The sequence below is a fragment of the Enterobacter sp. UNJFSC 003 genome (genome assembly GCF_036903355.1).
GTDB lineage: Bacteria > Pseudomonadota > Gammaproteobacteria > Enterobacterales > Enterobacteriaceae > Enterobacter.
Window position 1 is genome coordinate 1 of the sequence record NZ_JBAKHK010000001.1, and the last position, 23,939, is coordinate 23,939.

Here is a 23,939-nt window from a genome sequence, read left to right on the forward strand (position 1 = left end):
CTCAGAAGTGAAACGCCGTAGCGCCGATGGTAGTGTGGGGTCTCCCCATGTGAGAGTAGGGAACTGCCAGGCATCAAACAAGTGAAGAGGCCATCCTTGCGGATGGCCTTTTTGCGTTTTTCTCCCTTACCGGTATTCATAAACTCATACCTGCCTTCGTTTCCCTTACCCTGCTAATAAAATATGTGATCTCCATCGCAATGTTATATATAACAAAATTATAACATTTCATTTACGAAGCAATTGAGTCTTTCTGGCTCAACACGCCGCTGTATATGGCAGGAGCATAATTACAATGACAGAAAACATCACATCACACGGGACGCTGGATAACAGTGATACCCGTAGAAGAGTATGGGCAATCGTCAGCGCCTCTTCAGGTAATCTGGTTGAATGGTTCGACTTCTACGTCTACTCGTTTTGTTCACTCTACTTCGCACATATTTTCTTTCCGTCCGGTAACACCACCACTCAACTGCTACAAACAGCAGGCGTTTTTGCCGCTGGATTCTTAATGCGTCCAATTGGTGGCTGGTTGTTTGGCCGCATCGCGGATCGTCGTGGGCGCAAAGCCTCCATGCTTATCTCCGTCTGCATGATGTGCTTTGGTTCATTGGTCATCGCATGCTTACCCGGTTATGAAACTATCGGTACATGGGCGCCAGCGCTGCTGTTACTGGCTCGCTTGTTTCAGGGATTATCAGTAGGAGGAGAATACGGTACCAGTGCAACCTATATGAGCGAAATTGCACTTGAAGGCCGGAAAGGTTTTTACGCCTCATTCCAGTACGTTACGCTTATTGGTGGGCAGTTGTTGGCCATCCTGGTTGTAGTGATCCTCCAGCAGATCCTTACAGATGAACAACTCCACGGTTGGGGGTGGCGGATCCCCTTTGCGATGGGGGCTGTTCTGGCCATCGTCGCACTTTGGCTGCGTCGTCAGCTGGATGAAACTTCTCAGAAAGAGGTCAGAACACTGAAAGAGGCTGGAACATTCAAAGGATTATGGCGTAACCGTAAGGCCTTCCTGATGGTATTGGGGTTCACCGCTGGCGGCTCACTCAGCTTTTATACCTTCACCACCTATATGCAAAAGTATTTGGTGAACACGACGGGAATGCATGCCAACGTGGCCAGTGTAGTAATGACCGTCGCGCTGTTTGTCTTTATGTTGATACAGCCACTTATTGGCGCGCTCTCAGATAAGATGGGACGACGGACGTCAATGCTGATATTCGGTGGGCTGTCTGCGGTCTGTACCGTACCTATCTTGTCTGCTCTCCAGCATGTGTCTTCCCCTTACGCTGCCTTTGCTCTGGTCATGCTGGCGTTGGTCATTGTCAGTTTTTACACGTCTATCAGTGGGATCCTGAAGGCAGAAATGTTTCCGGCGCAGGTGCGTGCTTTAGGGGTAGGGCTTTCTTATGCGGTAGCGAATGCACTGTTTGGCGGCTCTGCTGAGTATGTTGCGCTGTCTCTTAAATCATGGGGAAGTGAAACGACCTTCTTCTGGTATGTCACCGTGATGGGCGCGCTGGCATTCATCGTCTCCCTGATGCTGCACCGCAGGGGTAAAGGGATTCGACTTTAATAGTGCGCCATCTGCCATACGGCGTAGCCGGTCGATGCACCGGCTACGTCCCAGGCAAAGTCTTTCCAACTCCATCCGCTTCCTGCGGCGCGGCTATCCCAAAGTTCCTTAGATGCACCGAGGCTTAACGAGAACATCAGGCCGATTGCTGCGCTACGATCCCGACTATATCCCTGGCGCTGTGCATACTCGTTACCCGCGGCAGATAATATAGCAGACGCAAGAAAGTGCTGCGCTTTATCCTGACCAGACCAGCTATCGTTTGCCATATGGCTGCATCCGGTCAAGCAAAGGATGCCCAGCAGGAGAGGGATACGCATTTACGAACTCCATAAAAAAGCCCTGTCGATGACAGGGCCTGAATATTACAGAATACGACTAATAAGACGGTCAATACGGATTCGACGTAAACGGCGAATAAGTTTGCGCACTTTCACCGGATAATCGGCAATACTCTGCAGATCGCGGTAATGGCGCACAACTGTTGTATGAGTGCGAATAAGTTCCAGCTCGCGATCGCGTTTCGCGGCAAGCTCATGCTGCGGATCGTGGATCAATATGGCATTTTCCAGATCCAGACGCCAGGCGCGTGGGTTCAGGTTATTGCCGGTCAGCAGCATCCATTCATCATCGACCCACATCCCTTTGAGATGATAGCTATTTTCTTCATCTTTCCAGAGACGCACAACCAGCTGATCGGTATTCACATAGTACTGTAAGCGGCTCAGGAAACGACGCAGATTGATTTCATAGAGATAGGGCAGGGCACCGATGATCTTGAACGGCTGATCTTCCGGGATGAAGAAGTCGTTTGCCGTTTTATCACCGACGATAATTTCCACTTTCTTCCCATCACGCAGCAGCTGAATAATATTACGTACAAGCACCGCGGGAAGGTTGAAATATGGCGTACAGATGGTGAGCTTATGCTCCGCACACGGCATCAGGTGATAAATGGTTTTATTCAGCAGGCTGGATTTACCTAATCCTACCAACGGCGTAACGGACAGCTCTTCGTTATTAGCATCGCCCTGGAAATGATAGACCGCATCGCGTAATTCCTGTCGGAAGGCTCGCACGTCATTTTTTATTTCAGGGCTCTTTGGACGCAGGGGATCGTCAAGACGGTTCACGCCGCGACCATGAACAAGGTTCTTATCAACCCAGTTGAACATGATGTCGGCCATCTGCGGATTACGAATCAGATGATAGCGGTCATAGCGATACTTATCGAGCTGATGGAGGTAAACATCATTCAGACTCGCACCGCTGTAAAGCACGCTATCATCAATAATGAAACCTTTGTAATGCAGTACGCCAAGGGCCTCACGGGTATTTACCGGTACACCATAAACAGGCACATCGACACCTGGGTTTTCATGAGCCGTACGGCAATACCAGTCTGCATTGGTGTTTGAAGCGGCAGCGCCGATGCGTCCACGCTGCCCGCGATGCCAGTCAACCAGCACCCGAACATCCAGTTCTGGACGTTGACGTTTAGCTTCATAGAGCGCGTTCAGGATCGCGCGCCCACCTTCATCCTGTTCAAGATACAGTGCCACAATGCAAATGCGTCGCGTGGCGCTGGCAATCTTTTCCAGAAGCGTCTCCCGAAAATGAGCGGGAGCATAAAAGAACTCTACATCATCAACTGACTGAGAAATCTTCGGTAGTTGAGCAAGGTGTTGTTGATGTTTATTACGCTTAAATTTTGACAACATCACAGTGCGTTTCTTCTCTGTTCATTGAAGGGTTGTCTGTACCATGCAAACAACATAAGCGGACAATGATACCACCAGTACCGTGCAAAGTGGGTAACATTTCCAGTAGCTTACTCGTGTTTATCTGCTGAATTCAGGCTGAGGGACAAGGCGACAATCCCTTCATCCAGCTGAACATCAACGTCAAATCCGAGTTTCCTCGCCAGTGTCACCATACCGCGATTATTTGGCATAGTAATGCCATTGAGGCGTAACAATCCGTGATCGCGCGTATAACTGATTAGTTTTTCCAGCAGTCGCCGCCCGAGGCCCAGGCCTTTAAGATCGGAGCGCACGAGTACCGCAAACTCAGCATCAACATTGTCCGGGTCGGAAATGGCACGCGTCACACCGAGGATCTCATCTCCCCGATCGGAACGACGAACGGCAACAAATGCCATTTCACGATCGTAGTCGATCTGGGTCATATTGGCTAAATCATCATGGGTAAATTCATTGATTTCGCTAAAGTAGCGATAGTAAAGATCTTCTTTAGTGACCTGAGAAATGAACACGCGTAGCTGTGGTTCATCTTCAGGCAGAATAGGGCGAAACAGGGCCTGTTCACCATTTTTCATCTCAACCCACTCTTCGAGCTGTAGAGGATACGGACGGATCGCAAGGCGACTTTCTCTGTCCCCGTCGAAAGGGGCAATATCCAGCGTAACGTCCAGCGCCGTAAATTCATTGCCGGAGGCGAGCAGGGGATGAATGTCCAAACGCTGGATCTCCGCACAGTCGACAATCAGGTTAGAAACCTGCACCAAAAATTGGCTCAACCCGGCAATATCAAGGGGGCGCAGGGCGCTGCGGCCACGGATTTTTTTACTTTTGATAGCCTGAATAACCAGATAGCGTGCCAGGTTCATGTTCAGCGGGGGGAGCGCCACAACGGCCTGCTCATCCGGTCTCCATTCAACACCGCCTTCACCCAACATGATTAGCGGGCCAAAAACCGGATCCTGTTCAACAACGACCCGTAGCTCCTGAGCACCCGCACGGTTTGCCATACTTTGCACCAGCAGACCATGGATCCTGGCCTGCGGCCAGGTCATTTTTACGCGGTCGATAATGGCATCTGCCGCTTGCTGTACTTCCGCGGCCGTACGGAGATAGAGCATAACGCCCTGCACGTCTGACTTATGTGGAATATCCGGCGATCGGAGCTTAAGGGCGACTGGATAACCAATCTGCTCGGCAATATGCACTGCTTCAGCACTGTCGCTGGCGATCCAGGTGGGCAGGGTTTGCATCCCATAACTGCCAAGAATGGGCTGTACTTCGTGAGTATCAAGGGATGTCGCGCCTTCGTCGATAGCCTGCAGCAGCAGCCGGTGGACGTCGACGGAATTCGCCGTCAGGTTGCCGGGTAACGCAGGCGTTTCACGTAGCTGCTTCTGGTTACGACGATATTCCACCATATGCATAAACGCGGTAATAGTGCCTTCCGGAGTACGGTACGTTGGCAGTCCGGCTTCACTGAAAAGACGCCGCGCTTCCTGGGAAGAAAACTCACCGCACCAGTTGGTCAACAGGGTGACGTATTTACCGCGAGGGTGGTTTCGCACGGCCTCGATAAGCGCACGCGCACTTTCGCTGCCGGGAGCTACCGCGCTGGGCGAGTGGATAATCATCAAAGCATCGAAATCCTGACTATCCAGTAAAATGGAGATTGCCTTGATATAGCGATCGCTGCTGGCATCGTCACGTAAGTCGAGCGGATTACCGGGCGCAACGCTGCCAGGCAATGTATCGCGCAGGCGCTGAAGGGTTTCGTCACCCAGTGTCGCCAGCTTGCCGTTGCGAAGCCACAGCTCATCAAGTGCCAGTGCTGCAGGGGCTGCACCATTACTGACAATCATTAACTTCTCACCGCGTAGCGGGCGCATATGGCTTAACGTCTCAACGGCGGAAAACAGCTCGTGTGTGTCCTGTACACGCAGCAACCCCGCACGCTGGATCGCGGCATCCCAGGCCGGATCCATGCCGGAATGAGAATGCAGCAGGCGCTGAGCTGTAGGACTCCGCCCGCTTTTAATGACCAGGATCGGTTTATTGCGTGATGCGCTACGTGATGCCGACACAAAACGACGCGCGTCGCTGAGGTGCTCAAGGTAAAGAAGAATAGCGCTGGTTTTACTGTCGCGTGCCAGGAAATCCAGTAATTCATCAACGTCGATATCCAGGCTGTCGCCCAGTGCGATGAAATAGGAAAATCCCATCTCCCGCTGTTGTGCCCAGTCAAGGATGGTGTTCGATACGGCTGCCGACTGCGAAATGAAGGCCAGCTTGCCTTTTCGGATAGGCACCGGGGAGAAACTGGCGTTTAATCCCTGCCACGGCGCGAGCAGGCCCAGACTGTTTGGGCCGAGAATACGCATCTGATGTCGGCCGGCACAGGCCAGAAGCGCAGGCTGTTGCTCAGACGGCGAGGAGAGAATAATACAGGTTTTGCATCCTTTCGTGCCGAGTGACTCCAGTAATTCGAGGTTCCGTTTTGCATGCGTACAGAGCACGGCAAGATCGGGCACGAAGGGCAGGCTCTGTATATCCGGCCAGGCAAGTACGCCCTGAACAGCTTTATAGGCGGGGGTAACGGGCATGACGGGGCCATTAAATCCGCCGGCCAGCAGATTGCGCATCATCAGATAACCGGCGCGGTCCGGTTTCATTGAGGCGCCAATAACGGCAATGGATTTAGGACGTAGTAGCGCTTCTAACCCTCGCTGGCTCATGCAATTCTCCTGTGAATGCAAGCGACCTGATGATTTTAAACGCTTTCTGCCTCAGTTGCTGTGACGTTGCCCTTATGAACGGTTTTTCCCGCCAGGTAGCGCTCGCGAAAACAAGCGAAATGGTTACCCAAAGCGCCAGCCGCCACGGTGTCGCCCGCTAAATCCAGAAGTGCAATCGCCACTTCTGCGGTGCAATATTGCCCTTCAGCATGTGCTTCACGCAGGCGATAGGCAGATACGCGAGAAAGATCGATGGAAATTACCGGGAGCACATCCAGATACGGGCTTTTACGAAACATTTTCCGTGCCTCGGTCCAGGTACCGTCCAGCATAATAAACAGCGGCGGTTTGCCTGATGACGGCGCGGAAAGCACCTGTCTCTGTTCTCCGGCATAGGAGGCAGGAAACACGACCATCGGCTGATAGTCTGGATTGGCCACAATGTCGAGCAATGCCTGAGGCGGCTCCGTGCGCGACCACTGAAACGCGACGGTATCCGGCAAAATATCGGCAATAAGACGGCCAGTATTGCTGGGTTTCATCGGTTCCGTATCGAACATCACCAGACAAAAACGGCTTTTCGCCATGCTCGGCGTAAGCGTCTCGCATAAGCATACTTTAAGCGGCAACAGGCAGCGTTGACAGCGGCGAATGCGATTGCCACGGGCAAGGAAAGGGCGAGTCGCACGTGCAAGGCGTTCGGCGCGTAATTGAAGAACAGCGTTATTAGTCATGGGCGAAGTGCAGGAAAAACGCTATTTTCGCAGAGGCGGGAACGGGGCACAAGATGTACCCCGCGAATGTTACAGTGATTCGTTTAACCAGCTTTCAAAAGGCGCCTTTGGTACCGCGCCGTTGAGCATGTCGATGACCTCACCATTTTTGAAAATCATAATGGTTGGGATGCTTCGAATGCGAAAACGGGCACTCAGTTCGCGTTCGGCTTCGGTATTCACCTTAACGAAGCGCATCTTTCCGCTACGCTCTTCGGCCACATCTTCAAATATTGGCGCAAAGTTACGGCACGGGCCGCACCAGGGGGCCCAGAAATCGACCACTACAGGAAGATCGTCCTTGAGGAGTTTGTCCAGCGTAGCACCTGTAGCGTTAATGACGTCGCCATCAAATAATTCATGACCACAACGTCCGCATTTCGCACCATCTTCAATCCGTTCGTCCGGAATGCGATTTAAAGCCTGACAGTTGGCACATACGGTATTCATAACTAACCTCTGATAGAGCCGCGGGACAGCGGCAGAATGCCGATATTGTTTCTAATATGTTACATATTATCAATGAGCCTGTTTGAAACGACAATGCGTTTTATTCAATGAGAACAATAGTCACAGGCTTTTGTACGAAATTATGGCTATGAGGTGACACATCGGGTAATCTGCGCGCTTCGCGCAGCGCTGGTGGAGAAAAGCATGAACGACGAAATGAAAAACAAAAGCGGCAAGGTCAAAGTGATGTATGTCCGCAGTGATGATGACTCTGATAAACGCACCCAAAATCCGCGTACCGGAAAAGGTGGCGGGCGTCCGGCGTCCTCTCGTGCAGACGGTGGCCGTCGCCCCGCCCGCGATGACAGAAATAACCGCGGTGATGACCGCAAACGTGATGACCGTAAGCGTGACGATCGCAAACGCGATGACCGACCACGTGACGATTTCCAGCGTGATGCCTCCCCATGGCGTACCGTTTCTCGTGCACCTGGTGATGAGACGCAAGAAAAGGCCGATCACGGCGGGATCAGCGGTAAAAGCTTTATCGATCCGGAAGTGCTGCGCCGTCAACGTGCAGAAGAGACCCGCGTTTATGGCGAGAATGCTTGCCAGGCACTGTTCCTGAGCCGCCCTGAGTGTATCGTCCGCGCCTGGTTTATCCAGAGCGTCACTCCGCGCTTCAAAGAAGCGCTGCGTTGGATGGCCGCAAACCGTAAAGCCTATCATGTGGTCGATGATGCCGAGCTGACGAAAGCGTCCGGTACTGAGCACCACGGTGGCGTCTGCTTCCTGATCAAGAAACGTAACGGTACTACCGTACAACAGTGGGTCAGCCAGGCGGATGCCGATGACTGCGTACTGGCGCTTGAAGATGTGGGCAATCCGCACAATCTGGGCGCAATGATGCGCAGCTGCGCGCACTTTGGCGTGAAAGGTGTGTTGTTGCAGGATGCTGCGCTGCTGGAATCCGGTGCGGCGATCCGTACTGCAGAAGGCGGCGCTGAACATGTTCAGCCGATCACTGGTGACAGCGTACTGGAAGCGATTGAGCAGTTCCGTAAAGCGGGCTACTCCATTGTGACCACCTCAAGTCATGCTGCTACGCCGCTGTTTAAAGCGACGCTGCCACGTAAAATGGTGCTGGTGTTAGGCCAGGAGCGTGATGGTCTGTCTGATGCGGTACTGTCCAGCGCGGATCTGAGCGTCTCTATTGATGGTACAGGCAATGTTGAGAGCCTGAACGTTTCCGTTGCAACTGGCGTACTGCTGGCTGAATGGTGGCGTCAGAACAAAGCATAAGTTTTATGCTTTTCGTATGCCCGGGAAACCGGGCATAACGCTTATCACTCACTTTCTGCCGGTAATACAGGCATCCAGTCAATGGGCTTTTCGCCCCGTTTTTCCAGCCATTCATTCGCCAGAACAAAATGATTACTGCCGAAGAAACCGCGATGTGCAGACAGCGGCGACGGGTGCGGCGCTTTCAGGACGTGATGACGTTCACGATCGATAATTGCCCCTTTCTTTTGCGCGTGCGAACCCCAGAGCAAAAACACCACCCCTTCACGGTGCGTATTGATAAGGCTAATGACTTTATCCGTAAAGGTTTCCCAGCCCAGGCTGGCGTGAGAATGCGCCTGACCGGCGCGTACGGTCAACACGGTGTTCAGCAATAACACGCCCTGGTGCGCCCAGCTTTCCAGATAGCCATGGTTGGGGCGGGTAAATCCTGGTAGCGTGCCTTCAAGTTCTTTATACATATTCAGCAGAGAAGGCGGAATGGCGATGCCCGGACGCACGGAAAATGCCAGTCCATGCGCTTGCCCTGGTCCGTGATAAGGGTCCTGACCCAGGATGACCACTTTGACGTCACTCAACTCGGTATAGCGAAAAGCGTTAAAAACATCTTTTTGTGGCGGATAAATTACCTGGCCAGACTGGCGTTCAGCCGCCACAGTACTAAGGGTATTGATAAAATAGGGCTGTTGCTTTTCTTCTGCCAGTACGTCATGCCATGTTAAAGGTGTCGTCATCTCGCTCTCCTGCGATTCTCAATTTTTGCCTAGCTTAACCGTTAAATATCGGTGAGCAAAATTCCTGGGGGAAATTTCCACTAAACCCTTAAATAATATTTGAAAATGTGCAAAGTGGTTTGAACTGGGAAGGTTTTAAAATTGATCTAAAACAATAAATTCAAACCATACTCTTTATGTGGTTGGTGTTTTTGTTGATTTAAATCAATAAATCACAACTGGCTGGGTGATATATATACACGCAAGAAACAATGGTTTTACCAATTGGCCGCCAAAGGCCGACACCCGTTAATGTAGCCCAAGGGAGGCATCACATGATTACAGGTATCCAGATTACTAAAGCTGCAAATGACGACCTGCTCAACTCTTTTTGGCTGCTGGACAGCGAGAAAGGTGAAGCACGCTGTGTAGTAGCTAAGGCAGGTTTTGCAGAAGACGAAATCGTTCCGGTAAACAAACTGGGCGAAATCGAATACCGTGAAATTCCAATGGAAGTGAAGCCAGAAGTGCGCGTGGAAGGCGGTCAGCACCTGAACGTGAACGTTCTGCGCCGCGAAACACTGATGGATGCTGTTGAGCACCCTGAAAAATATCCGCAGCTGACTATTCGTGTTTCAGGTTATGCGGTACGTTTCAACTCCTTAACTCCGGAACAGCAGCGCGACGTTATCGCGCGTACCTTCACTGAAAGCCTGTAAGGTTTCAGCCACGGGGGTGGAATAAAAAACCGGGGATTTCCCCGGTTTTTTTTTACTCTTCAGTTTGCGATTCTGGCGTAGAGCCACTTGGCTTACGGCGTTTACCCACGTTTCTGGTATCGCGGTGACGTTGCTTAACGCGTGGCTTCTCTTTTTCTTTCTCTTTCTTCTCAGCACGTTTAGCGAGCGCTTTTTTAGACGGTTTACCGGTCATTTTTTCGCTAGGGGCACGTGTGGTCGGACGAAGTTCATCAATGACGCGGGATTTCAGCGGCTCATCAACGTAGCGACCAATCTTCTGCAGCAGCAGATGATCGTGTGCTTCAACCAGAGAAATGGCAATACCTTTACGCCCAGCACGACCGGTACGGCCGATGCGGTGAAGGTAGGTATCTCCACTGCGCGGCATATCGAAGTTAATCACATGGCTCACGTCTGGAATATCGATTCCTCGCGCTGCAACGTCAGTGGCGACCAGCACGTTTACGCGCCCCTCTGTCAGGCGTTTAATGCCCTCGGTACGCTTAACCTGCGCCATCTCACCTTCGAGGTAGCAGTTGTTGATCCCGGCATTACGCAGCATTTCGGCCAGCTCATGCACGCGCTCGCGTTTACGCACAAAGACGATGGTACGAAGGGCATCTTCCTGCTTCAGCAGGTGTTTCAGCAGTTCAACTTTGTGCTCAAGGTTATCCGCACGGTAGTACCACTGGTGGATCTTCTTGCGTTCGCGCGTGGAAGGCGTAGCCGACACTTCCACCGGGTCTTCCAGCAGGCGCTCTGCGAAGTCTTTAATCGCTTCCCCTTCCAGGGTGGCAGAGAACAGCATTGTCTGGTTGCGCCAGCGCGTTTCACCCGCAATATGTTCAATATCCTGGGCAAAGCCCATGTCCAGCATGCGGTCAGCTTCGTCAAGGATAAGGGTTTCAACGGCGCGGCAGTCAAAGTTCTCTTCTTTGATGTACTGCAGCAGACGGCCAGTCGTCGCAACGACGATGTCTTGGTTTTCGCTGAACACTTCGGCGTGGTTCATATACGCGACGCCGCCGGTAATGGTGGCGATGTCCAGATGCGTGTTCGCCGCAAGTTCACGTGCGTGTTCGGCAACCTGCGTTGCCAGTTCGCGCGTAGGCGTCAGGATCAAAACACGCGGCGGGCCTGATTTTTTACGGGGGAAATCGAGCAGATGCTGCAACACAGGCAGCAAGTAGGCTGCTGTTTTCCCCGTGCCGGTTGGCGCAGAACCGAGCACATCGCGGCCCTCAAGCGCAGGCGGAATGGCCGCGGCCTGAATGGCGGTCGGGCGTGTAAAGCCTTTGCTCTCAAGTGCATTGAGCAGGCTTTCATCGAGTTCAAGTTCGGAAAAAGTCGTTACAGTCATGTTCTACCTCTGTGTGGGGCGCTGATTATAGACGTTACGGCTGTAATCTTCATCTGTTTGTATGGATATCGCTTTTCGACCACTTCGCTTTCCCCTATGCTACTCCAGTTCCACTTAGAAGGTTGTCTTGACATGTCTCAACTCAAAGCGCAGCTGCGCCGCGATGGTTTCACCTTTAAGCAGTTCTTTATTGCTCACGATCGCTGTGCGATGAAAGTCGGTACAGACGGTATTTTACTTGGTGCCTGGGCGCCTGTCGCAGGTGTTAAGCGCATTTTGGATATCGGTACGGGGAGTGGGCTGCTGGCGTTGATGCTGGCACAGCGCACGGACGAGCATGTGACTATCGATGCGGTTGAGCTGGATGCACAGGCAGCGGGGCAGGCGAGTGAAAATGCGGCTGAATCTCCGTGGGCAAATCGAATTAACGTTGAGTGTGCGGATATACTGTCCTGGGCGCCCGAACAGACAGCCCGCTACGATCTGATTGTCAGTAATCCGCCATACTACGAGCCGGGCGTTGAATGCGGTACGCCAGAACGTGAGCAGGCCCGCTACACCGGTTCGCTCGATCATAAAGCGCTATTAACCAGTGCCGCAGAGCTCATTTCTGAAGAAGGTTACTTCTGCGTGGTACTGCCGGAAAATACGGGCAATACGTTCATAGAATACGCGAAGGAAATCGGCTGGTACTTACGGCTGCGCACTGATATTTCGGATACTGAGGGACGACTGCCGCATCGCGTGCTGCTTGCTCTTTCACCGAAAGAGGGGGAGTGCTTTAACGACAGGATGGTAATCCGTGGGTCAGACCAGCGTTACTCCGAAGATTACACTGCGCTGACCCAGGCATTTTATCTGTTTATGTGAACCTGTGGGGAGAGCACTGACGGGCCAGACTCCGGCAGCTGATCCGGATAGTCCAGCGTATAGTGCAGGCCGCGGCTCTCTTTACGCATCATCGCACAGCGCACAATCAGCTCGGCAACCTGGACCAGGTTGCGCAACTCCAGTAGATTGTTAGACACGCGGAAGTGGGCATAATATTCATCAATCTCCTGCTGCAGCATCATGATGCGGCGTAATGCCCGCTCGAGCCGTTTGGTGGTTCGCACGATCCCAACGTAGTCCCACATGAATAAACGTAATTCGTGCCAGTTGTGCTGGATAACAACGAGCTCGTCCGGGTTGTCCACACGGCTCTCATCCCATGCGGGTAATTGCTCCGTCTGGCGGGCGTAAGGCATGCGCTTGCTAATATCTTCTGCGGCAGACCAGCCATAAACCAGACACTCCAGCAGCGAGTTGGATGCCATGCGGTTCGCACCGTGCAGCCCGGTATAACTCACCTCACCGATAGCATACAGGCCGTCTACGTCGGTACGACCATTATCATCAACCATTACGCCACCGCAGGTATAGTGGGCGGCGGGCACAATCGGCACCCGATCGCGAGTAAGATCAATTCCCAGACTCAGCAATTTCTCGTAAATCATCGGGAAGTGCTGACGAATGAACTCTGCCGGTTTATGGCTAATGTCCAGGTACATGCAATCTACGCCAAGACGTTTCATCTCGTGGTCAATAGCACGCGCAACGATATCGCGCGGCGCAAGTTCACCTCTGGCGTCAAAGTCCGGCATAAATCGGGAACCGTCTGGGCGTTTTAGGTAGGCCCCTTCGCCGCGCAGGGCTTCCGTTAGCAAGAAGTTACGCGCCTGCGGGTGAAAAAGCGCTGTCGGGTGGAACTGGTTGAACTCAAGGTTTGCCACACGACAACCTGCACGCCATGCCATTGCGATGCCGTCACCGGAGGCAATATCCGGGTTGGTGGTGTACTGATAGACTTTTGAGGCGCCTCCCGTGGCCAGCACAACGGCTTTCGCACGGCAGGTTTCAACCTTCTCTTTATTGCGGTTCCATACCCATGCGCCGACGACGCGACGCGTGCCGGGAAGGCCAACTTTATCAGAGATAATCAGGTCAACGGCATTACTGCGCTCCAGCACCTGGATATTAGGATGGCTGAGCGCCTTGCCGACCAGCGTAGTTTCAACTTCTTTTCCGGTAGCGTCAGCAGCGTGCAGGATACGGCGATGGCTATGTCCACCCTCACGAGTCAGATGATAGCTCTCTTCACCGTTAGGCTGCACCTGAGTGTCAAATATCACACCCTGATCAATAAGCCATTGAACGCAGTGACGAGCATTGCTGGCAACAAACGCTGCGGCATGTTCGTCGACGATCCCGGCCCCGGCAATCAACGTATCTTCTACATGTGACGCGATGCTATCCGTTTCATCAAATACGGCGGCAATGCCACCCTGAGCATAAAAAGTAGACCCTTCGCTCATCGGGCCTTTACTCAGAACAATCACGTTCTGATGTTCAGCCAATCGCAGCGCGAGGGAGAGGCCAGCAGCGCCGCTGCCGATAATCAGTACATCACAATGGAGTTCAGGTGTTGTGTTCATGATGCTTGTTTAATTTACTAAACAGTGTTTGACCAGAATAGCACCAGGATGCGATATATCGCACGTTTTTTTTACTGTGAGTTGCAATGACTAAACGCTTGAGCGGGGATTAAAATGGCGTAAAAGAACGAAAATATTTTGCGAAGCAGATCGTTAGCTTCAGATTATGTGGTGAAATAAAGCCTGTGTTGCGTTACTCTTCTCACGGCGAAAAAGATGTTTCTTGTCAGAAAGTGGGTGCGTATCGTGAACAGACTTATAATGAGAGAAAATGAACGGTCTGCGGCGCGATGAACAAAAACAAAGGCGTTACGGAACTTATTGAAGAACAGACACTCTAACTCGGTGCTTGCTCAAAGTGCGGTATTTTTAGAGTGGCGTTTCGATAACGCGTGGAATTTAGGTTTGGGGAGACATTACCTCGGATGAGCGAGCAGTTAACGGACCAGGTCCTGGTTGAACGGGTCCAGAAGGGAGATCAGAAAGCCTTTAACTTACTGGTGGTGCGCTACCAGCATAAGGTGGCGAGCCTGGTTTCCCGTTATGTACCGTCAGGTGATGTACCTGATGTCGTACAAGAGTCTTTTATAAAGGCCTATCGTGCGCTGGATTCGTTCCGGGGAGATAGTGCTTTTTATACCTGGCTGTACCGTATTGCAGTGAATACTGCCAAGAATTATCTGGTCGCTCAGGGCCGTCGTCCACCGTCAAGTGATGTGGACGCAATCGACGCCGAAAACTTCGAAAGTGGCGGCGCATTGAAAGAAATTTCGAACCCTGAGAACTTAATGTTGTCAGAAGAACTGAGACAAATCGTTTTTCGCACGATCGAGTCGCTCCCGGAAGATTTACGTATGGCAATTACGTTACGGGAGTTGGATGGGCTGAGCTATGAAGAGATAGCCGCTATCATGGATTGTCCGGTCGGCACGGTACGTTCACGAATTTTCCGTGCGCGAGAAGCTATTGATAATAAAGTTCAACCGCTTATCAGGCGTTGACGATAGCGGGATACTGGAAAAGGTATTAGGCATGCAGAAAGAAAAACTTTCCGCTTTAATGGATGGTGAAACGCTGGACAGTGAGTTGCTCAATGAGCTGTCTCATTCTTCAGAAATGCAAGAGACCTGGGAGAGCTATCATCTCATCCGTGACACCCTGCGCGGTGATACCGGCGAGGTTCTCCATTTCGATATCTCTGCCCGCGTCATGGCGGCCATTGAGAACGAGCCAGTTCATCAGACCACTCCGCTGATTCCTGAAGCTCAACCTGCGCCTCACCAGTGGCAGAAAATGCCGTTCTGGCAGAAGGTGCGTCCTTGGGCCAGCCAGCTTACCCAAATGGGTGTGGCTGCATGCGTATCGCTTGCAGTTATCGTTGGCGTCCAGCACTATAATACTCAGTCTGAAACTAATCAGCAGCCAGAAGCGCCGGTGTTTAATACACTGCCGATGATGGGCAAAGCCAGCCCGGTTAGTCTGGGCGTACCGGCTGATGCTTCCGCAACGGGCGGTCAGCAACAGCAGGTTCAGGAGCAGCGCCGTCGCATTAATGCGATGTTGCAGGATTACGAGTTGCAGCGTCGTCTGCACTCTGAACAGCTTCAGTTTGAGCAGGCACAAACCCAGCAGGCTGCTGTGCAAGTGCCAGGAAACCAAACTTTAGGAACGCAATCGCAGTAATGAAGCAACTTTGGTTCGCCATGTCTCTGATGGCGGGTAGCCTGTTCTTCTCTGCCAACGCCTCGGCTGATGTTTCATCCGGGGCGTTGTTGCAGCAAATGAATCTGGCAAGCCAGTCACTCAACTACGAGTTGGCATTTATCAGTATCAACAAGCAGGGCGTAGAGTCGTTACGTTATCGCCATGCGCGTCTTGATAACCAGCCCCTCGCCCAGCTTTTACAGATGGATGGCCCGCGTCGAGAAGTGGTCCAGCGTGGCAGCGAAATCAGCTATTTCGAGCCAGGTCTGGAGCCTTTCACGCTTAATGGCGACTATATCGTTGATTCTTTGCCATCGCTCATCTACACCGATTTTAAGCGTCTTGCCCCTTACTACGATTTTATCTCGGTAGGGCGTACGCGCATCGCGGACAGACTGTGTGAAGTCATTCGTGTCGTCGCTCGCGATGGTACGCGCTACAGCTATATCGTCTGGATTGATGCAGAAACGAAGCTGCCTATGCGCGTTGACCTCCTAGATCGCGACGGCGAGACGCTGGAACAGTTCCGTGTAATTTCCTTCACCGTGAATAATCAGGTCGGAAATAATATGCAGAATCTGGCTAAAGCGAGTCTGCCGCCGCTGCTGTCGGTTCCTGCAGGCGATACGGTCAATTTCAACTGGGTACCTTCCTGGATCCCACAAGGGTTTAGCGAAGTTTCCAGCAGCCGTCGTCAGCTGCCAACCATTGAAACCCCGGTTGAATCGCGCCTCTATTCAGACGGTTTGTTCAGTTTCTCGGTTAACATTAACCGCGCAACGGCAAACAGCTCTGAACAAATGCTCCGCACCGGGCGCAGAACGGTCAGTACGACGGTACGCGATAACGCTGAGATCACTATCGTCGGTGAATTACCGCCACAAACGGCGAAGCGAATTTCCGACAGCATTAAATTCAAGGCTGCACAATGATCAAAGAATGGGCGACGGTCGTATCGTGGCAGGATGGCGTTGCGCTGGTCAGCTGCGATGTGAAAGCCTCCTGTAATAGCTGTGCATCCCGAGCCGGTTGCGGTAGCCGCGTGCTGAATAAGCTCGGACCGCAAACGTCACACACGATTGCTGTTCCGAGCGAACAGCCTTTGGTGGCGGGGCAGAAAGTGGAGCTGGGCATTGCGGAAGGCAGCTTATTGAGTTCCGCCATGCTGGTGTACCTTTCTCCATTGGTAGGGCTGTTTGTGATGGGCGGACTATTTCAAATGCTGTTTGGTACAGATGTGGCCGCCATGTGTGGTGCTGCATTGGGAGGGCTTGGCGGATTTTGGCTAGCCAAAGGATTCTCTCCTAAGCTTGCCGCGCGGGAAGAGTGGCAGCCCGTAATTCTCAGCGTCTCGCTGGCCCCAGACCAACTTCGCGTTGAAACACTCTCTTCTGAGGCCCGGTGATCCACCGGGCTTTATCATTATTTACATCTCAATTCAGTCAACGCCGTTTCTTCGCGCTATGCTTGGCTCTAAGTGCATTTCCAGGTTACGGGGATGTAGTGTAGAATGCTGCGTTTTCGCACTGAAAAACGTCAGGCTAAGAACAGCGGCCTCCAGGAATTCGTAAGGCATAATTATTTAACTATATGAAGAACATACGTAACTTTTCGATCATTGCTCACATTGACCACGGTAAGTCGACGCTGTCTGACCGTATTATCCAGATTTGCGGTGGCCTGTCTGATCGTGAAATGGCAGCCCAGGTTCTGGACTCCATGGACCTGGAACGCGAACGCGGTATTACCATCAAAGCGCAGAGCGTGACGCTCGACTATAAAGCGGCTGATGGTGAAACCTATCAACTGAACTTTATCGACACCCCAGGGCACGTTGACTTCTCCTATGAAGTATCGCGTTCGCTGGCGGCCTGTGAAGGTGCGCTGCTGGTGGTGGATGCAGGGCAGGGCGTTGAAGCCCAGACCTTAGCAAACTGCTACACCGCGATGGAAATGGACCTCGAGGTTGTGCCGGTTCTGAATAAAATCGACCTGCCTGCCGCCGATCCTGAGCGCGTAGCGGAAGAAATTGAAGACATCGTCGGCATCGACGCGGCCGATGCCGTGCGCTGCTCGGCAAAAACCGGCGTGGGTGTTCCTGACGTGCTGGAACGTCTGGTGCGCGATATTCCGCCACCGGAAGGTGACCCGGATGCCCCGCTGCAAGCGCTAATTATCGACTCCTGGTTTGATAACTACCTCGGCGTTGTCTCGCTGGTGCGTATTAAAAACGGCACCATGCGTAAAGGCGACAAAATCAAGGTGATGAGCACCGGGCAGTCTTATAACGCAGACCGTTTGGGTATCTTCACGCCAAAACAGGTTGACCGTACCGAGTTGAAATGCGGCGAAGTAGGCTGGCTGGTTTGTGCAATCAAAGACATTCTTGGCGCGCCGGTAGGTGATACGCTGACGCTGGCACGTAATCCAGCAGATAAAGCGCTGCCTGGCTTTAAAAAAGTGAAGCCGCAGGTCTACGCCGGTCTGTTCCCGGTCAGCTCTGATGATTATGAAAACTTCCGTGATGCGCTTGGCAAACTGAGCCTCAACGATGCTTCTCTGTTCTACGAGCCAGAAAGTTCAACGGCGCTGGGCTTCGGCTTCCGCTGTGGCTTCCTTGGCCTGCTGCACATGGAGATCATTCAGGAACGTCTGGAGCGTGAGTATGATCTGGATCTGATTACCACAGCGCCAACCGTAGTCTATGAAGTAGAAACCACCTCGAAAGAAGTGATCCACGTCGATAGCCCGTCTAAGCTGCCGCCACTGAACAATATTTACGAGCTGCGCGAGCCTATCGCAGAGTGTCACATGCTGCTGCCGCAGGAGTTCCTCGGCAACGTGATTACCCTGTGTATCGAGAAACGTGGCGTACAGACCAACATGGTTTACCACGGTAACCAGGTGGCCCTGACCTATGAAATTCCGATGGCGGAAGTGGTTCTCGACTTCTTCGACCGTCTGAAGTCGACCTCACGCGGCTATGCGTCACTGGATTACAATTTCAAACGTTTCCAGGCATCCAATATGGTGCGTGTGGACGTGCTGATCAACGGCGAGCGTGTTGATGCGCTGGCGCTGATCACTCACAACGATAACGCGCCATACCGTGGTCGTGAGCTGGTTGAGAAGATGAAAGAGCTGATTCCACGTCAGCAGTTCGACATCGCGATTCAGGCGGCTATTGGTAACCACATTATTGCCCGATCTACCGTAAAACAGCTGCGTAAAAACGTTCTGGCTAAATGCTATGGCGGTGACGTCAGTCGTAAGAAAAAGCTGCTGCAGAAGCAGAAAGACGGTAAGAAACGTATGAAGCAGGTCGGTAACGTTGAGCTGCCGCAGGAAGCATTCCTTGCCATTCTTCACGTTGGCAAAGACGGCAAATAACCTTTAAGGAGTTGGCATGGCGAACATGTTTGCCCTGATCCTGGTCATCGCAACCCTGGTGACAGGTCTGCTGTGGTGTCTGGATAAATTTATCTTCGCCCCAAAACGCCGTGAACGTCAGGCTGCCGCGCAGGCAGCCACCGGTGATGGGATTGATGCGACAACCCTGAAGAAAGTAGGCCCGAAACCGGGCTGGCTTGAAACGGGGGCATCGGTCTTCCCGGTGCTGGCGATCGTTCTGGTGGTGCGTTCGTTTATTTATGAACCCTTCCAGATCCCATCAGGTTCGATGATGCCAACGCTGCTGATTGGCGATTTTATTCTGGTGGAAAAGTTTGCCTACGGCATTAAAGATCCAATCTACCAGAAAACGCTGATCGAAACGGGGCATCCGAAACGTGGCGACATTGTGGTGTTTAAATATCCGGAAGATCCGCGCCTGGACTATATCAAGCGCGCGGTCGGTCTGCCGGGTGATAAAGTCACCTACGATCCGGTTGCTAAAGAAGTCACCGTACAGCCAGGCTGCAGTTCAGGTACCGCATGTGAAAACGCGCTGCCGATTACCTACTCAAACGTTGAGCCAAGCGATTTTGTGCAGACTTTCGCCCGTCGTAACGGCGGCGAAGCGACCAGCGGTTTCTTCCAGGTGCCGAAAGGTGAAACCAAAGAGAACGGTATTCGTTTGGTTGAACGTAAAGAGACGTTGGGGGATGTTACCCACCGTATTCTGACCGTACCTATTGCGCAGGATCAGGTCGGTATGTATTACAAGCAGCCGGGTCAACAACTGGCCAGCTGGATCGTACCGCCGGGACATTACTTCATGATGGGTGATAACCGCGATAACTCCGCGGACAGCCGTTACTGGGGCTTCGTACCGGAAGCCAATCTGGTGGGCAAAGCGACCGCAATCTGGATGAGTTTCGAGAAGCAGGAAGGTGAGTGGCCGACTGGCGTTCGCCTGAATCGTATTGGTGGGATCCATTAATTCCTACTAAATTAACACGTAGTCGCTTTAATTAGCGGCTACGTGAATTATTTAAGCGATAAATCACCTTGAACTAACGACATCCCCTGCCGTTGTGTATAGAATATTTCCCCGAAGTTTAAGGTTGGCCCTGCAAGGGTGCCACGGCACACGAAACCGCGTTGGTTTTCTCAGGTCGGTTTCGTGTGCTGCATTTTTGACGCATTCATTTATTGGTATCGCATGAACCCCATCGTAATTAATCGGCTTCAACGGAAGCTGGGCTACACTTTTCAGCATCAGGAGTTGTTGCAACAGGCATTAACCCACCGCAGTGCCAGCAGCAAACATAATGAACGTCTCGAGTTTTTAGGCGACTCAATTTTAAGTTTTGTGATTGCGAATGCGCTTTATCATCGTTTCCCACGCGTGGACGAAGGTGACATGAGCCGCATGCGCGCTACGCTGGTCAGGGGCAACACCCTTGCGGAAATCGCACGCGAATTTGAACTGGGTGAATGTTTGCGGCTTGGGCCGGGAGAATTGAAAAGCGGCGGTTTCCGTCGTGAATCTATTCTTGCCGATACGGTCGAAGCATTAATCGGTGGCGTATTCCTGGACAGCGATATCCAGACTGTCGAAAAAATGATTCTGAACTGGTATCAATCACGTCTGGACGAAATCAGCCCGGGCGATAAACAAAAAGATCCGAAAACGCGTTTGCAGGAATATTTGCAGGGTCGTCATCTCCCGTTGCCATCCTATCTGGTGGTGCAGGTGCGTGGCGAAGCGCACGATCAGGAATTTACCATCCATTGCCAGGTCAGTGGTCTGAGTGAACCGGTGGTTGGCACAGGTTCAAGCCGCCGTAAGGCTGAACAGGCTGCCGCCGAACAGGCGTTAAAAATGCTGGAGCTGGAATGAACGAAGAAAAAACCTATTGTGGATTTATTGCCATCGTTGGACGTCCGAACGTCGGCAAATCTACCCTGTTGAATAATCTGCTAGGGCAGAAGATTTCAATTACCTCTCGTAAGGCGCAAACCACGCGTCACCGCATCGTCGGGATCCATACTGAAGGCGCGTATCAGGCGATTTACGTCGATACACCCGGCCTGCATATGGAAGAGAAGCGTGCCATCAACCGCCTGATGAACAAAGCGGCGAGCAGTTCTATTGGCGACGTTGAGCTGGTGATCTTCGTTGTGGAAGGCACTCGCTGGACACCAGATGACGAAATGGTGTTGAACAAACTGCGCGATGGCAAAACCCCGGTGATTCTGGCCGTGAACAAAGTCGATAACGTGCAGGAAAAAGCCGATCTGCTGCCACACCTTCAGTGGTTGGGAAGCCAGATGAACTTCCTCGATATCGTGCCACTGTCAGCCGAGACCGGTCTGAACGTTGATACCATCGCGGGCATCGTGCGCAAGCATTTGCCGGAAGCGATTCATCATTTCCCGGAAGAGTACATCACCGATCGCTCTCAGCGCTTTATGGCCTCTGAGATCATCCGTGAAAAGCTGATGCGTTTCCTGGGGGCAGAACTGCCCTACTCCGTGACGGTAGAGATCGAGCGTTTCCAGACCAACGAGCGCGGCGGTTATGACATTAACGGTCTGATCCTCGTTGAGCGTGAAGGGCAGAAGAAGATGGTGATTGGCAACAAAGGTGCCAAGATCAAAACCATCGGTATCGAAGCCCGTAAAGACATGATGGATATGTTTGAAGCACCGGTTCACCTGGAGCTGTGGGTGAAAGTGAAATCTGGCTGGGCCGATGATGAGCGTGCTCTGCGCAGCCTCGGTTACGGCGACGACCAATAACCTAAGACGACGAGTATGATGGATGGATGGCAACGAGCATTTGTCCTGCATAGTCGTCCCTGGAGCGAAACCAGCCTTATGCTGGACGTCTTCACGGAAGAATCTGGTCGCGTGCGCCTCGTTGCAAAGGGCGCACGTTCCAAACGTTCAAATCTGAAAGGTGCATTACAGCCTTTTACACCCTTGCTGATCCGATTTGGTGGGCGCGGGGAAGTTAAAACCCTGCGCAGTGCCGAAGCCGTCTCTCTGGCGCTTCCCCTTTCTGGTATCACGCTTTACAGCGGTCTGTATGTCAATGAACTCATCTCACGCGTTCTTGAACATGAGACCCGCTTCTCTGAACTTTTCTTCGATTATCTGCACTGTATCCAGGCGCTTGCCGGCGCAACGGGCACGCCCGAACCTGCTCTTCGTCGTTTCGAACTGGCTTTGCTGGGGCATCTTGGCTACGGCGTCGATTTTTTGCATTGTGCAGGCAGTGGTGAAGAGGTCGAAGATACGATGACCTACCGCTATCGCGAGGAAAAAGGCTTCATTGCCAGCATTGTGGTGGATAACAGTACCTTTACCGGACGGCATCTCAGAGCGCTGTATGAGCGGGAGTTCCCTGATGGAGATACTCTGCGCGCGGCAAAACGCTTTACCCGTATTGCGCTCAAGCCGTATCTTGGTGGTAAGCCCTTAAAGAGCCGCGAATTATTCAGGCAGTTTGTGCCGAAACGTTGATCGTAGAGAAAAGAAAACCGAGGATTGTCATGGCTGAATTACTGTTAGGCGTCAACATTGATCACATTGCCACGCTGCGTAATGCGCGCGGTACGGCGTATCCTGATCCGGTTCAGGCGGCATTTATTGCTGAGCAGGCTGGCGCCGACGGCATTACCGTTCACCTGCGTGAAGATCGCCGCCACATTACCGATCGTGACGTACGTATCCTGCGTGAGACGCTGGATACCCGCATGAATCTGGAAATGGCCGTCACGGAAGAGATGCTGGCGATTGCCTGCGAGACTAAACCGCACTTCTGTTGCCTGGTGCCTGAAAAACGTCAGGAAGTGACCACCGAAGGCGGTCTGGATGTGGCGGGGCAAGTCGATAAAATGCGTGATGCGTGCAAACGTCTGGCCGACGCGGGCATTCTGGTTTCTCTGTTTATCGACGCCGATTTCGGTCAGATCAAAGCGGCTGCTGACGTGGGCGCACCGTACATCGAAATTCATACCGGCTGCTATGCCGATGCCAAAAACGATGCTGAGCAGGCTAAAGAGCTGGATCGTATTGCCAAAGCGGCGACTTATGCGGCGAGTCTCGGTCTGAAGGTTAACGCAGGCCACGGCCTGACCTACCATAACGTCAAAGCCATAGCCGCATTGCCGGAAATGCACGAGCTGAATATCGGCCACGCTATTATTGGCCGTGCGGTGATGAGTGGCCTGAAAGAGGCAGTGTCAGAAATGAAGCGTCTGATGCTGGAAGCGCGTCCATAATGGCCATCCTGGGCTTAGGCACCGACATCGTTGAAATAGCCCGCATTGAAGCGGTGATCGCCCGAAGTGGCGATCGGCTGGCAAAACGGGTGCTGAGCGATAACGAATGGGCTATCTGGGAAGCGCATCAGCAGCCGGTGCGTTTTCTGGCGAAGCGCTTTGCGGTAAAAGAGGCCGCAGCCAAAGCCTTCGGGACGGGGATACGCAACGGCCTGGCGTTTAACCAGTTTGAAGTGTTCAACGATGAACTGGGCAAACCGCGCCTGCGGTTATGGGGTGAGGCGCAAAAGCTTGCGGAGAAACTTGGCGTGGCGCACATGCATGTAACGATCGCGGATGAACGCCACTACGCCAGCGCGACGGTGATTATCGAAAGTTAAAGTTTGTCCGCGTGGTGCATCAGGACAAACTTATCCCACAGTTGTTCTTCGTTTTCGACGTGTGCCGGATCCTTAAGAATAGTATTGGGGATAGGGCACACTTTCTGGCAGGTCGGCGTTTCATAGTGGCCGATGCACTCGGTGCAGCGGTCGCTGTTAATCTCATATATACTCTCACCCATCGAAATGGCCTCGTTAGGGCATTCGGGTTCGCACATATCGCAATTGATGCATTTTTTGGTGATTAACAGCGCCATCAGGAAATTCTCAGAAACATCACAAAC

Annotated in this window: 25 protein-coding genes; 16 read left to right on the plus strand and 9 right to left on the minus strand. The window is 52.4% G+C overall.

Annotated elements, in window-relative coordinates:
- Positions 1–295: 295 nt before the first annotated feature.
- Positions 296–1,591: an MFS transporter gene (locus tag V5P19_RS00005; RefSeq protein ID WP_334398934.1), complete on the plus strand. Its 1,296-nt coding sequence runs from the start codon at positions 296–298 to the stop codon at positions 1,589–1,591.
- Here V5P19_RS00005 and V5P19_RS00010 read toward each other — a convergent pair.
- The 5 genes from V5P19_RS00010 to trxC form a co-directional block, all read right to left on the minus strand.
- The gene (locus tag V5P19_RS00010) at positions 1,588–1,911 is read right to left on the minus strand and encodes a YfiM family lipoprotein (protein WP_334398936.1); all 324 of its coding nucleotides are present in this window, start codon (positions 1,909–1,911) and stop codon (positions 1,588–1,590) included. The two genes, V5P19_RS00005 and V5P19_RS00010, sit on opposite strands and share 4 nt — an antisense overlap.
- A 45-nt stretch (positions 1,912–1,956) precedes the next feature.
- Positions 1,957–3,312, minus strand: coding sequence for a CDP-diacylglycerol--serine O-phosphatidyltransferase (gene pssA, locus V5P19_RS00015; RefSeq protein ID WP_334398938.1), 1,356 nt, complete (start codon positions 3,310–3,312; stop codon positions 1,957–1,959).
- Positions 3,313–3,422: 110 nt separating this feature from the next.
- A complete protein-coding gene (gene pat, locus V5P19_RS00025) occupies positions 3,423–6,086 on the minus strand; it encodes a protein lysine acetyltransferase (RefSeq protein WP_334398940.1) in 2,664 nt (887 codons plus the stop codon).
- Positions 6,087–6,121: 35 nt separating this feature from the next.
- Entirely contained in the window at positions 6,122–6,820 is a 699-nt protein-coding gene (gene tapT, locus V5P19_RS00030) for a tRNA-uridine aminocarboxypropyltransferase (protein WP_334398942.1), read from the minus strand.
- Between the two features lie 69 nt (positions 6,821–6,889).
- On the minus strand, positions 6,890–7,309 hold the full coding sequence (gene trxC / locus V5P19_RS00035) for a thioredoxin TrxC (RefSeq protein WP_334398944.1): 420 nt from the start codon (positions 7,307–7,309) through the stop codon (positions 6,890–6,892).
- Positions 7,310–7,513: 204 nt separating this feature from the next.
- Here trxC and V5P19_RS00040 point away from each other — a divergent pair, with 204 nt between their 5' ends.
- Positions 7,514–8,611, plus strand: coding sequence for a tRNA/rRNA methyltransferase (locus V5P19_RS00040; RefSeq protein ID WP_334398946.1), 1,098 nt, complete (start codon positions 7,514–7,516; stop codon positions 8,609–8,611).
- Positions 8,612–8,655: 44 nt separating this feature from the next.
- On the opposite strand, the gene ung is transcribed toward V5P19_RS00040, so the two are convergent.
- The gene (gene ung / locus V5P19_RS00045) at positions 8,656–9,345 is read right to left on the minus strand and encodes a uracil-DNA glycosylase (RefSeq protein WP_334398947.1); all 690 of its coding nucleotides are present in this window, start codon (positions 9,343–9,345) and stop codon (positions 8,656–8,658) included.
- Positions 9,346–9,659: 314 nt separating this feature from the next.
- Here ung and grcA point away from each other — a divergent pair, with 314 nt between their 5' ends.
- The gene (grcA, locus tag V5P19_RS00050; RefSeq protein WP_234671410.1) at positions 9,660–10,043 is read left to right on the plus strand and encodes an autonomous glycyl radical cofactor GrcA; all 384 of its coding nucleotides are present in this window, start codon (positions 9,660–9,662) and stop codon (positions 10,041–10,043) included.
- Between the two features lie 52 nt (positions 10,044–10,095).
- Here grcA and srmB read toward each other — a convergent pair whose 3' ends face one another.
- A complete protein-coding gene (gene srmB, locus V5P19_RS00055; protein ID WP_334398952.1) occupies positions 10,096–11,424 on the minus strand; it encodes an ATP-dependent RNA helicase SrmB in 1,329 nt (442 codons plus the stop codon).
- A 132-nt stretch (positions 11,425–11,556) separates the two neighbouring features.
- Here srmB and V5P19_RS00060 point away from each other — a divergent pair, with 132 nt between their 5' ends.
- The gene (locus tag V5P19_RS00060) at positions 11,557–12,294 is read left to right on the plus strand and encodes a tRNA1(Val) (adenine(37)-N6)-methyltransferase (protein WP_334398955.1); all 738 of its coding nucleotides are present in this window, start codon (positions 11,557–11,559) and stop codon (positions 12,292–12,294) included.
- Here V5P19_RS00060 and nadB read toward each other — a convergent pair.
- Positions 12,279–13,898: an L-aspartate oxidase gene (nadB, locus tag V5P19_RS00065; protein ID WP_334398957.1), complete on the minus strand. Its 1,620-nt coding sequence runs from the start codon at positions 13,896–13,898 to the stop codon at positions 12,279–12,281. The two genes, V5P19_RS00060 and nadB, sit on opposite strands and share 16 nt — an antisense overlap.
- Positions 13,899–14,243: 345 nt before the next feature.
- Between nadB and rseD the strand changes: the two genes are divergently transcribed.
- The 12 genes from rseD to acpS all read left to right on the plus strand — a co-directional run bounded on the left by rseD (position 14,244) and on the right by acpS (position 23,655).
- Positions 14,244–14,327, plus strand: coding sequence for a rpoE leader peptide RseD (gene rseD / locus V5P19_RS24695; RefSeq protein ID WP_223605340.1), 84 nt, complete (start codon positions 14,244–14,246; stop codon positions 14,325–14,327).
- Positions 14,324–14,899, plus strand: coding sequence for an RNA polymerase sigma factor RpoE (rpoE, locus tag V5P19_RS00070; RefSeq protein WP_006176728.1), 576 nt, complete (start codon positions 14,324–14,326; stop codon positions 14,897–14,899). The genes rseD and rpoE overlap by 4 nt, the downstream gene beginning before the upstream one ends.
- A gap of 31 nt (positions 14,900–14,930) precedes the next feature.
- Positions 14,931–15,581 carry an anti-sigma-E factor RseA gene (gene rseA, locus V5P19_RS00075; RefSeq protein WP_334398959.1) on the plus strand — a complete coding sequence of 217 codons (651 nt, stop codon included), beginning with the start codon at positions 14,931–14,933 and terminating at the stop codon, positions 15,579–15,581.
- Positions 15,581–16,534: a sigma-E factor regulatory protein RseB gene (gene rseB / locus V5P19_RS00080; protein ID WP_334398961.1), complete on the plus strand. Its 954-nt coding sequence runs from the start codon at positions 15,581–15,583 to the stop codon at positions 16,532–16,534. Before rseA ends, rseB begins: the two co-directional genes overlap by 1 nt.
- On the plus strand, positions 16,531–17,007 hold the full coding sequence (gene rseC / locus V5P19_RS00085; RefSeq protein WP_334398963.1) for a SoxR-reducing system protein RseC: 477 nt from the start codon (positions 16,531–16,533) through the stop codon (positions 17,005–17,007). The genes rseB and rseC overlap by 4 nt, the downstream gene beginning before the upstream one ends.
- A gap of 185 nt (positions 17,008–17,192) precedes the next feature.
- Entirely contained in the window at positions 17,193–18,992 is a 1,800-nt protein-coding gene (lepA, locus tag V5P19_RS00090; protein WP_334398965.1) for a translation elongation factor 4, read from the plus strand.
- A gap of 16 nt (positions 18,993–19,008) precedes the next feature.
- Positions 19,009–19,983 (plus strand): signal peptidase I, encoded by a 975-nt coding sequence (gene lepB, locus V5P19_RS00095; RefSeq protein WP_334398967.1) that lies wholly within the window; start codon positions 19,009–19,011, stop codon positions 19,981–19,983.
- Between the two features lie 222 nt (positions 19,984–20,205).
- Positions 20,206–20,886 (plus strand): ribonuclease III, encoded by a 681-nt coding sequence (rnc, locus tag V5P19_RS00100; RefSeq protein ID WP_334398969.1) that lies wholly within the window; start codon positions 20,206–20,208, stop codon positions 20,884–20,886.
- Positions 20,883–21,788: a GTPase Era gene (gene era, locus V5P19_RS00105; RefSeq protein WP_334398971.1), complete on the plus strand. Its 906-nt coding sequence runs from the start codon at positions 20,883–20,885 to the stop codon at positions 21,786–21,788. The genes rnc and era overlap by 4 nt, the downstream gene beginning before the upstream one ends.
- Positions 21,789–21,806: 18 nt before the next feature.
- Positions 21,807–22,514 carry a DNA repair protein RecO gene (gene recO / locus V5P19_RS00110; protein WP_334401075.1) on the plus strand — a complete coding sequence of 236 codons (708 nt, stop codon included), beginning with the start codon at positions 21,807–21,809 and terminating at the stop codon, positions 22,512–22,514.
- Between the two features lie 29 nt (positions 22,515–22,543).
- The gene (gene pdxJ, locus V5P19_RS00115; RefSeq protein WP_334398973.1) at positions 22,544–23,275 is read left to right on the plus strand and encodes a pyridoxine 5'-phosphate synthase; all 732 of its coding nucleotides are present in this window, start codon (positions 22,544–22,546) and stop codon (positions 23,273–23,275) included.
- Positions 23,275–23,655, plus strand: a complete 381-nt coding sequence (gene acpS / locus V5P19_RS00120; RefSeq protein ID WP_334398975.1) for a holo-ACP synthase — start codon at positions 23,275–23,277, stop codon at positions 23,653–23,655. Before pdxJ ends, acpS begins: the two co-directional genes overlap by 1 nt.
- Here acpS and V5P19_RS00125 read toward each other — a convergent pair.
- On the minus strand, positions 23,652–23,912 hold the full coding sequence (locus V5P19_RS00125) for a YfhL family 4Fe-4S dicluster ferredoxin (RefSeq protein WP_334398977.1): 261 nt from the start codon (positions 23,910–23,912) through the stop codon (positions 23,652–23,654). The two genes, acpS and V5P19_RS00125, sit on opposite strands and share 4 nt — an antisense overlap.
- Between the last annotated feature and the right edge of the window lie 27 nt (positions 23,913–23,939).